The organism is Paenimyroides marinum, from assembly GCF_900108395.1.
GTDB classification, from domain to species: Bacteria; Bacteroidota; Bacteroidia; order Flavobacteriales; family Flavobacteriaceae; genus Flavobacterium; species Flavobacterium marinum.
The window spans coordinates 120,646-131,480 of the sequence record NZ_FNXE01000003.1 but is presented as its reverse complement, the minus strand read 5'-3'; the positions used below and the strand labels follow the sequence as shown (position 1 = coordinate 131,480).

Sequence of the window (10,835 nt, the reverse complement as noted above, 5' to 3'; positions counted from 1 at the left end):
ATATTTAATTGGTTGACTACTTCGTTAACCAATCGAACGGGATGGTTTTGAGGAATTTTATTAAAAATATCTTCAGAAAAAAGACTTGGACTATTGGCTGGTAGCGACTTAAAGCGTATTTTTGACTTGTTTATCATAACGAGCTCAAGATACATATTTTGAGTGTATAAACACAAAAAAAATCCCGAAAATTTTCGGGATTTTTGCGTTTTGTGACTTTTTAGACAGCCTCTTTTCTTTTAAACAAATTCTAATTGAATGGAATTATTATAACTTACTTGTAATCCTGTAATACCACAATCTAATAAAAAATCTATTAATTTTTCAGAATAGAAATGACCTGCTGTTGCTTGTACGGATATAATATCTCTGCCATAATATTCTTTTGAAATAGCAACTTTCTCATAACGGACTAATGGTTCTCTTTCTAAAAGTTGTCTAAACTGCTCATAATTTTCAACTGAATAATATTTTAAATTATTCATTATCTTATGACCTGTATATAAGGTTGAGTTATCAAAGATTATTTCTGGAGTTGTGATTGTTTTTACAAACATCAAATAATATTTCTCTTTTACATTTTCTATCTCAAAATCAAAAATGCTGTAATCTCCAATACCATGGGTTTTTACTATCTCTATATACTTTTCAGAATATATATTATGTAAACAGTGGTATTCAGGAGCATATCCCATTATGTCAGTTATTTTTGCTTTTTTTAGCATTTTACCTTTTATAATGGGACTTTTCAATAATTTCACTATATCCTGTTTACTCCAGAAATTTTCATTTTTGTAATTAAACCATTCTATAAAATTAATAAACTTCGCATCTTTTTTATCTATAGCTTTTTCATCAATTTCTAATTGATATATCCCATTATTAACCCCAATTACTTTGGGTTCGGCTGATACTGATATTTGATAATATTTCATCTAATCTCAATTAAATTGTCTAAAATAATCATTTAAATTTTGTCCCGTAGCTTTATAATTGTCATAAGCACTATTAATCATACCGTTCAAATCTTTTTGTAAAGTTTGAATTGACCCTGGTGTTACATTTTGCATTTGATTCAATCTTTGTGTAACGTAGCTATTATACTGTGGGTGGTTTCCGTGGAAAGGTGTAGGTAATTTTTTCAGGTTATTCCCTGCATTGAGTTTCATTGCATCCTGTACTGCCGCTCCGGCTTTTTTATAAACGGCTTGTGGTATGATATGGTGTCTTTGTATTTTTATGGCATTAGCAAGGTAACCACCTACTGGTATCATTGCACCAACACTTAACCCTGCAGCAACATAATCGCCCCTGATAGCCGAAATACCACCATTTATAAGGTCTATCGGTTCGCCTATTATCGGAATCATTCCAATATAATCCAGCCCTTTCTGAAATCCATCCCACTGCTTGCTCCACATAGCATCACGATAATGCTGGTAATACGCACTATTTCTATAAGTATGGTCTCTGACCATTTCTCCCAAACCATAGGTTCCGTATGATGTAAAATTGAGATGTCCACCACCGCCTCTTGTTGCTTCCATATACATCATAGGCAGTGATTCTTCAACAGATCCGTCATAAAATACTGCGAGAGCATAACCAATATCGTTAATATAACTCCCTACAAAAGAGTCTCCCATATTCACCCAATGGGTATTCATTCCGTCAGGAGAGTTATTCCATATACTTGCAATAAATGAATCTGATAACAAGCCGGTAGGGTCATTCCAATATACCGGATTGTTATAACCATAATGATATGGTGTATAGCTAAATGAAGCTTCTGCAAGAGCATCCATTGAATAAAACCTACCCAGGGCAGCATCGTACTGCCTGAAGTCCATGGCAGTAACATTCAATCCTAGCTCATCCTGATACTCTTTACTATTGAACTTATATTTATATCCGGCACCCGGCAATTCATTATATCCCTCGTGTTTTAAACCAAAAGGGTAAAAATTGTTTTGCCTTGTTTTTTTATTTTATATTTTGGTTTCGGCGAACCTCGCAAGCTCGGTTTCTTCTACAATCTCGGTAGCTGGGTTTATGGTTACTTTGTTGTTCAGATTGACACACAACAGACAGGCATTTGCCTGTCTGTTTTTAGTAATTAAAATCTATAAAACGATTTGTATTTCAGCGATTTAATATGCTTTTAAGGGCGTCACTAAATCTGGAACATTACCCATTACCATGGTTTAATTATTAATAACCATATTTTTCCTCATACAGTTGATTAAAATATAAGATTTCTTCAAACTTACAAACTCTGCTTAATTTCGTTTTTAGATTCACGTCGTAAAATGTTTCATCAATAAATTGACTTGTATTTTTTTTTGATAAAATTTGTAGAGTATCACAGGATTCATTTTTGAATAAGTCATAAACAAATTGATTGTATTTTTCATCGTAATCATAAAGAGTATCGTTTATTCGAAAATTTTGCATTCTATTATCACAATCTACTTTATAAACTTTGTGGTTATCTTCATCAAATATAACCGCATTCCAACCTTCAAAACTATTATATGAATACAAGGGGCGTATCTTATAAAAGATATGATTTGTATTCTTTAATTCTTGGCTTATAGTTTTAAGAAACTTTTTGTTTGCTTTTAAGTTTGCTAAATTATTTTCTTTATCTAGTTTTTTAATTTCTCTATTGAATTTATAAGAAGCAGAGCAACTACTTACTAATGTAAATAGTATAATTATAAGTCCTATTCTATTTAATCTTTCCATTGTATTCCTTTATGTTGTAAACTTTTTTTATAATTATTAAAAATATTAAGTGCTTGTGTTGTCATTTCAAACTGTCCAGTATTCTTATTTTGATCATATATTCGGGATTTTTGAAATGTTGTATCATCAAATCCTTTACCTAGGTAATGTGTTCTAATAGGAGTAGATTGTCTTTCTGCTCTAAAGTAATTTTCAATACCTACTGCAAAAAATTCATCTATTATTATTGTTTGCCCAGGAACTTTAAACCATTCTGCTTTTCTTACTTTTTCATTTATAAGATTATAAGATAAAGCATGTGCTAGTTCATGAGCTATTACTAAAAATAAATCTATCTGTTCAAACTTAGCATTAGTAGTGTACGCTTTTGCTCTTTTTTCTATAGTTTCAAAATCTAAATAAACAAATCCATTCTGTTCAAATGCACCTTTCATTTTTGCTTTACTACTTTCTTGCTTTATATATGCATTTATATTATCATTATTAAATAAGCCTATAAACCAACTGCTAAAAGAGTTTCCTGCTTCGCCATTTCCTCCACCGCTACCGCCTGTAGAGAATTCATACATTGATTTTAACTCTGTAAAGACACTGTCTAAAAAACTTCCTGCTGCTGGTGTGTGTTCTTCCCATCCACCATCTTCAGCAGGTGCATATAAGGTTCCATTATCAAACTTATATTTAATTCCTTTATCATACACATAAATATACTCTCCATTTTCATCTATAAAGTACGTTGGTGTATTACCAGCATATTGGTATGGGGTCATATCCAAGAACTTCTCAGCATAATTATCCATATTAAAAAATCTACCAACAGCAGGATCATAATTACGTGCGCCGTACTCGTACATATTCAGCCCAAAACTATCTTCATACTCTTTACCATTGTACTTATACTGTTCGGCTGCTTCGCTTCGGTTACTGTTAGCAATATCGTTATACCCTTGGTGCTGTAACCCAAATGGGTAATAGTTATTTTCTTCTAATATCTCGGTAGCAGGATTTATTGTTCCGTTACCGTCGCAATCTGCATAGCTTAAGCGTACGTTTCCAAGATGATCTTTGTATTGGTACACGTAAAGATACGAATTTGTTCCGTTTGGTTTTACATAACCTTCGGCATGCGGAAAAAACTGTAATACTCCGTTTAAATACTGGAAACCATACAGGTAATCGGTGGTTTGCACCGTACCACTTGTTGGGGTTACTACCTTTTTCACCTTGTTACCCGTGGCATCGTAGGTATAGTTTATTTTGCCTGCGGCCAAGGTAATTTCTACCGGCAGGTTTAAATGGTTGTAAACAATGCCCGTAATCCCCTTGTTTTTGTCGGTTTTTAAATTGCCAAACGTATCGTAAGTGTAATCGGCTCCGGTGGTATTGCCGTCGTTAAACCCTGAAGGGTTGTTGGTGGCATCGGTCACCGTTTGCAGCTGGTTGGCGGTGTAGGTATAGGTCAGGTCATCAATTTCCACGGGTTGTCCGCTTACCAGCTCACCACTGCGGTTCACCGTTAAAATGTTGCCGTTTTTGTCGTAGCTTAAAGCTTCGCCGTATGATTCGTCCTCATTTACACCCATCATCCAGCCTCCTTTTTCATAGTAAAGCCCTTTTGCCTGTACCAAACGGTTCAGGTCGTCGTAATAATGGGCATAACCCCTTATCACATTATCGGTTTTGGTACGGCTGATCACATCGTGTATATTGCCGTTATACTGATACCTGCCTTCTCCGGCACCTCCTATATAGTTGATCTTAAAATCAAACAGGTCGTTTTCCGTATCCTCATGGTAATAGTCGGGATTGTTTATACCCGTCAGCCAGCCGCGTATATTATACGTGTAATCAACTTTCTGTAAAGGCACGGCTGTTGTATTACCTACTTTTTTGGTAATAAGCACCCCCAGTTCGTCGTAGGTGTTTTCGGCAATCAGCTTCGCCGTACCGCCGTTGATCTGCTGGGTATGGGTTTTCAGCCGTTCCCTGTGGTCATAAGTGTAATTATTGGTCACGGTCAATACCGTTGCCGCCGCATCTTTCTTTTGGGTGGTAATGGTTTTTGTGGGTACGCCCTTAAAAGTAAGCACATTGTCAGTCTGTATGTAACCTCCCAGATAGTTGGCAGTATAGGTACGCAAAGGCTGGTATTTGCTGTTGTACAGCGTATAGGACACATCGGCTTTTTGTTCCGAAGGGGTGGTTACCACCCGTGTCCAGCTGCCCGTTGCCAGCCCTTTTACGCTCTGTACAGGCGTTACGCCCTGCACCGCAGGAAACGATGACGGTGCGTTGGGAAAATCGTAATTATCGTAATAATTCACCGTAAGCAGGTTGATCGCCGTAGGGAATTTACTGTTGGTGTAGCGGGTGGTAATCCCGTTTATGGTCGTGTTTGCCGTTGTTTTTGCCTCGTTGTTGTCTGCCTGTGCATAAATGGTGGTTTTTATTGCCTTGCGGTTGGCACTTGTAACGGTGTGCCCGCTGTAGTAACCGGTGTACAGGGTACGCCCCATATTGTCGTATTTGGTAACGATCCAGCCCGGTGTTGCCGACGTGCTGAACGGGTTGTTTACAGGTCCGGTCATCACGATGCGGTCGGCTTTGTCGTACACGATAAACTCCCAGCCCTTTTGCGGAAGTTTCTTTTCTACCAAACGGTTTTTGTCGTCGTACAGGTACTGGTAGCAAAGGTTGTTTAAATTGGTTGTTGTTACCGAACCGTTTGCCAGTGGCGGTATTACATAGGCAAGGTTGCCGTAAAAATCATACACGTAGTAGGTATCGTGTGCCACACCGGCATTATACGTCCGCTTTAGAACCGCTTTGCCGTCCGCTCCCGTAAATTCTTCGGTGGTATTGTTTTTACCGTCCGCCGATTTCCAGTTTTCGTTTTTGGTAATGGTCTTCTTTAAACTGTTTGCCGGGTAGTTGCCGTTTTGTGCAATGGTGTTGGTATAGAGTTCGCGTGTGGCATTCCAGCTGCTGACTACGTCAAACTTTTTAACCTCGGTTGCGGTATTAAAAGCGTAGGTGTAGCGGATCGTATTGCGTTCGTCCTGCGGTACACCGTAGCCTTCATATACGCTGATGCTCCAGTCATAACCGGGTGCGCCCTCTTCGGTTACCCGCCCGTTGGGTGCTGCTTCATAACGGGTTTCGCTGTAAGGGTTTTCCGTGTATTCGTTATACGTGGTATAATAGTCCAGTGTTTGCTGCTTTGCGTCGGATATGTAATTTGTGTTGCCTCCCGTTGCCGTGTACGGCAGGTATTGTCTGGTCTGCCCTATGTTTTTCTCATACTCAATGTGGGTTATGACGTTCTTATTATCTACCGGCGAAGCGTTTTTCTGTATCTGCTGTATGGGGCGTCCCAGACCGTCGTAATAGGTAACGGTAACAAAATCGCCCGCATTGGGTGTATAGTTTCCCGAAGGGTTCCGTCCTTCTTTATAGATGGTTTCAATGGTGTAGTTCTGTGTAGCGGTCTGTGCAAAGCCCAAAGCACCCGTGCACAGCATAAATACCGTAAATAGATCGCGTGTTTTCATGGTGCTTTTAGTTTTTAATGTTATAAGTGTATTCTTTTATAACCAGCCCCTCGTGGTTCAGTACGCGGTACAGGCGGTTGGCACTGTCGTACTGGTAGGTTTCCTTGCGTCCGTTGGCATCGGTAACGGTACTGATGCCCACCAGTGGTTTGTAGGTATAGGTGGTTACAAAAGCATTAGGGAACACAGTACGCAGGCTGTTCAGCGCGGTTGTCAGGTTTGCCTCGTTAAAAGCGGCTCCTGCCGAATGTGTTTTTATAGCTGTAAGCGTTGAAGAAGCATTTGCGGTAATGTTCGCATACGGTATATTCTTCAACTCCGCCACCAGTTTGGAATCATTATACCCCCAGATCTGAGATACTACCATGCCGTCTTTGGTTTTGTATTCCAGTACGTTCCCGTAATTGTCGGTAAGGGTCACTTCTTTTTCCACTTCCAGCGGGCGGTTTTCCTTGGCTACCGATACCGTTTTAAGGTTGTATGCCTGTGTGGTACCCTGCTGCTGGTAGGTAAAGGTACTTTTGTTCAATGCCGCGCTATTTTTGGTTTTTTCAACAGCCGTGCGGTAAAAGGCATTGCCCAGCTTTTGGTTGGTATATTGTTCAATAAACGTCTGACCGATACTTTCCTCCGCAATTTTGTTGTAAACCGGCAGCATGGAAATAGTATCCAGTACGTTTTCGGTAGTGGTGGTTTTAAATGCCGTTCCTTCATAAGATTTAAGAATCGAAGTTGTTTTTCTCACTCTTTGGTGCTTTGAAAAATATTCGAATTCGTTGCTAAGGTGTTCCTTTAACTGACCTGATTCATCGTATTTCCAGATGTTTTTTGGCTGGTAATTATAGTCTTGCGCTATAGCTACAATTTTAGAAGTATCCATGTTCATCTGATAAACGGTCTTACCTTTGCCGGTTTCCTCCTCTGTAATATACCTGTAAAAAATCGGAAAGAAATTATTTTGATACGCGAACCACCGGTAGTCGTAAACAACTCCCGAGCTAATTTTAGGATTTGTCGGATCCTGGTAGGAGTAGCTTTTTTCATTAACCACCGTACCGGTATGGTCGGTATTGGTTATTTTTTTTACCCGTACCGAAGGACCGAAACAATAGTTGATCCATTCGTTTTGGGGCTTGAGTGTTTTTTTGTACACCTTTACATTTGAAATATTCGCCGGCGTTCCTGCATGTCGGTGCAACACCACTGTCTGGTTGGTATAGGTTCCTTCAGCCCTTTGCCCATATTCACACTGGTCTTCGTATCCAAATCCTTCCCGTATGCTGCCATCAGAACGGAATATCTGCAAACCGGGATACACCCTTAAAGGATTTCCCTCTTCATCCTTTAACACCGGGTCGGTATATAAGGTAGACTTGAACTGGACGTAATATCCTTCGTCAGATCCACCGGCAAGGGTTCCGAACGAAAAAGAATACGTGGCATTAGATGAATTATATGTTACGGGGACTTCAATATATTCATAATTGAGCTGGTTGAACTTTTCTCCAAGATCAGCAAGGGTATATGTATTGGTTTCGTATTCGATATCGATTTTACCTTTTTCGGGAAGCCTGATGGTTTTTAGCAATCCGGCGGTGTAATTCTGTACGGAGTTGTCATATGCCCATGAATTTGCTAAGGGATTTACGCAATGACCTGTTTTAAGATGATTGCCATAAACATTGACTGATGATGAGGATGCCTTCGGATTATAAATAAAATTATAGCTCTTGACCAATTGGTTGTTCCGGTCATAAAACATTAAGAGGACCGGTCCATGTTCAATCTTTTGGATTAACTGGTTTTTATAATCACTGATAGATATACCATTGTCAAAATCTATTTTCGCCTTGTTTACAACATCTATATAATCGATATTTTGGCGGTTATAAACAATACCCTCCTGATTTGTTGCCGGATCACTGTTATAGTGGTATTGTACCAACGAACGTCCGTATTTATCCGCAATATTGGTCAAAAGAAAGCTACTTTTATAAGTGTTGTATCCGGATCCGGAAGTATTATCTACCGCAAGGTTCAGCAGGGGAAGGAATTGAGACAGTAAGGGACCGAAGAACGGTTTGAACTGTGATTCTTCCGGAAGGTTAAAAAGATACGTAAAACCATCACCGTCCTTTATCGTAAATCCCAAAAGGTTGATGATTTTCGCATCTCCCGCCCCGGAAGACATGGTATAATCCGGTATTACCTCAAGATATGCGTTACTTTCGTCAAAATCAACCGTTATGGTATTATTATCGTGGTATTTTAAAGTAAAAGAGGCTTTTATACCAAACATGTTAATGTGAAAGGTATCGCCGGCCCGTTCTGGTTTCTCATAAGGTTCACCGTCACCATATACGTCGGCACTGTTGACCCTGTAATAACTTTCATCCCAGAAAGAGTTATTAATTTTTCGGTAAATGTTTGGTGAATAATCGTTGCTCCATCCCCTAATGGTGTTATTAGACGTATAAATTGATGAAGCCGCCTGTGCGTTGTAATATCGGTTCCCCTGCAAGTTGAAATCAGGGTTCATTGTTTCTATATTAAATAACGGAACACGGTATACAAAATTTCCACTGCCCAGTTCTGCACTGTAATTAGTGGAGATTTCAGTATAATTGTTATTGGAAGGTACTGCACTCTGCCCCATGACGATACCTGAAACAAGGATTGTAATAAAAAGTAAAAATTTCTTCATGATTAGTTCTTTATGACTTTTACTGAAGTGTTTACCACATCGGTCTTGATATTAATGACATAGGTTCCCATGGCGTATCTGCTTAAATCAACAGCCACCATATCGTATTTCAATTGTTCGGTGTGTAACAAACGCCCGTTTAAATCGTATACGTTGACCACACCTTCCTTATACTCGTGGTTGATCACGATCTGCGTAAAGCCGTCGGTAGGGTTCGGAAAAGCTTCTATCTTGATTTCAGGTTGTTTTATTTCTTCTTTTGGTCCCAGTTTTACCACCCAGTAATCGTCACGTCCCTGTACCGATGTTTTGTATTGGGCACTTTTGCCTGTGGAGTTTCCAGCAAACACCAGTCCGCCGTCGCGGGTAATCACGGTTTTTCTAAGCAAATCGTCACCGCTGGTAGATAGTTCCTTTTCCCATGTTATTTCACCGTCGTTGTTGACCTCAATAGCCACATAACTTTTCTTACCGGTCTTTTCATCGGCTTTGTAACCTGAAAGCAACAGGTTTTTGTTTGCCGTTACATCGGTTGAAGTTAAAAATTCACTTCCTTCTAAATCAAAACCATACTGTGAAGTAGGACTAAAGTTGTTGTCGGTGTTGATTACAAAAAAGTCGCTGCCTTTTTCTGCTTTTACCGTTAGGTTACCCGTACCGTTTTCAGAATACGTGTTTCCTGTAAGGGTATAACCACTTTTGTCTTCGTTTATTAAGATCTCGTTGAGCTGGTCGTCATTTTCACTTCCTAAAACATATTCGTTTAATTTGTTTCCCTTATTGTCCAGCTCCAGAATCCATAAATCGTAACCGCCGTAACCTTCTTTTAGTTTGTTTCCCGATGCCGGCGAGTTGGAAACACCACCGATAACGAATCCGTTTTCGGTTTCAACGATGGTTCGCGGTTCGTCGTTATAGATACCGCCGAACGACCGTTCCCATTCTACTTTGCCTTGTTTGTCGGTTTTAATGATCCAGTAATCCAGTCCGCCGAATTTATCTTCCGCTTTTTGATCGTTTTTTCCTGAATTGGTCGTTCCTGCAATCACATAGCCGCCACCTTTAACCTGTTTGATCTGTACCAGGCGGTCATCGCCGTCACCACCATAGCTCTGCTGCCACTCCTGGTCGCCACGGGCGTTAATTTTAATGATCCAGAGGTCGTTCTTGCCTTTGTTTTCAGAAGTTTTTGTTTCGCTTTTACCGGAGTTGGAATAGCCGCCCAGTATGTACCCCATATCGGCAGTTGGATAAATGCTTTTTAAGATGTCCTGACCTTCGCCGCCAAAGCTCAATTGCCATTCTTCATCACCGCTTTTATCCATTTTCCACAAAAAGTAATCAAGGTTCCCCTGTCCTTTTTGTGATTTTACTCCTGATTTGTCCGAAAGGGAACTGCCTGCAAGCAGAAATCCGTAGTCCAGTGTGGGAACCATATCAAAAAGATAGTCGGCATGTGCACCGCCGATGGTTTTTTCCCATACCACTTTCTGGCTGTAGCCGCTAAATGCAGATACACCGAAAAGCAGAAAAAGTAAGTGCTTTTTCATAATTGAGAATTAGTTTGATTTGTATAAACTGTGTTGTGAAGTGTATAAAGCAGTTCTAACTACTTTATTTGTAGTATTGTAGTGTTTCATTAATGATGTTTTTAAAGTTGCGGCAAAGGTATAATAAAATGTTAAATTAACAAAAACGTCTTTTATATTATTTTTGCAAATTATTAATAAAGAGTAGTTTAATTGAAAAAATTAAGAAGAGGTGTTGGTTTTGTACAACAATCAAGTATCTTATTGTCTAAAAACGTTTTAGCAAATTAGGAATAAAACCAA

General features: G+C 39.3%; 6 protein-coding genes and 1 pseudogene. All 7 read right to left on the bottom strand.

Annotated features, from left to right (window positions below; all coding sequences use genetic code 11):
• Positions 1–239: 239 nt before the first annotated feature.
• Positions 240–935, bottom strand: a complete 696-nt coding sequence (locus BLW20_RS02165; protein WP_091095846.1) for a hypothetical protein — start codon at positions 933–935, stop codon at positions 240–242.
• A gap of 6 nt (positions 936–941) precedes the next feature.
• Positions 942–1,274, bottom strand: a complete 333-nt coding sequence (locus tag BLW20_RS14915; RefSeq protein ID WP_262492793.1) for an AHH domain-containing protein — start codon at positions 1,272–1,274, stop codon at positions 942–944.
• 453 nt (positions 1,275–1,727) lie between these two features.
• Positions 1,728–1,949: pseudogene (locus BLW20_RS14910) on the bottom strand (RHS repeat-associated core domain-containing protein); the annotation flags it as partial.
• Positions 1,950–2,211: 262 nt separating this feature from the next.
• Complete coding sequence (locus tag BLW20_RS02155; protein WP_091095842.1) at positions 2,212–2,748, bottom strand: hypothetical protein; 537 nt, start codon at positions 2,746–2,748, stop codon at positions 2,212–2,214.
• Positions 2,736–6,299 carry a DUF6443 domain-containing protein gene (locus tag BLW20_RS02150; protein WP_091095840.1) on the bottom strand — a complete coding sequence of 1,188 codons (3,564 nt, stop codon included), beginning with the start codon at positions 6,297–6,299 and terminating at the stop codon, positions 2,736–2,738. Before BLW20_RS02150 ends, BLW20_RS02155 begins: the two co-directional genes overlap by 13 nt.
• Before the next feature lie 7 nt (positions 6,300–6,306).
• Positions 6,307–9,003 carry a Slp family lipoprotein gene (locus tag BLW20_RS02145; protein WP_143037717.1) on the bottom strand — a complete coding sequence of 899 codons (2,697 nt, stop codon included), beginning with the start codon at positions 9,001–9,003 and terminating at the stop codon, positions 6,307–6,309.
• A gap of 2 nt (positions 9,004–9,005) precedes the next feature.
• Positions 9,006–10,553, bottom strand: coding sequence for a T9SS type A sorting domain-containing protein (locus tag BLW20_RS02140; RefSeq protein ID WP_091095836.1), 1,548 nt, complete (start codon positions 10,551–10,553; stop codon positions 9,006–9,008).
• Positions 10,554–10,835: the final 282 nt, after the last annotated feature.

What these genes read in the sequence shown, in the direction of transcription:
- BLW20_RS14915 (WP_262492793.1), bottom strand. Translation starts at nt 1,274, where the DNA reads ATGATACCAGTAGGTGGTTACCTTGCTAATGCCATAAAAATACAAAGA.
- BLW20_RS02140 (WP_091095836.1), bottom strand. Translation starts at nt 10,553, where the DNA reads ATGAAAAAGCACTTACTTTTTCTGCTTTTCGGTGTATCTGCATTTAGC.
- BLW20_RS02165 (WP_091095846.1), bottom strand. Translation starts at nt 935, where the DNA reads ATGAAATATTATCAAATATCAGTATCAGCCGAACCCAAAGTAATTGGG.
- BLW20_RS02150 (WP_091095840.1), bottom strand. Translation starts at nt 6,299, where the DNA reads ATGAAAACACGCGATCTATTTACGGTATTTATGCTGTGCACGGGTGCT.
- BLW20_RS02155 (WP_091095842.1), bottom strand. Translation starts at nt 2,748, where the DNA reads ATGGAAAGATTAAATAGAATAGGACTTATAATTATACTATTTACATTA.
- BLW20_RS02145 (WP_143037717.1), bottom strand. Translation starts at nt 9,003, where the DNA reads ATGAAGAAATTTTTACTTTTTATTACAATCCTTGTTTCAGGTATCGTC.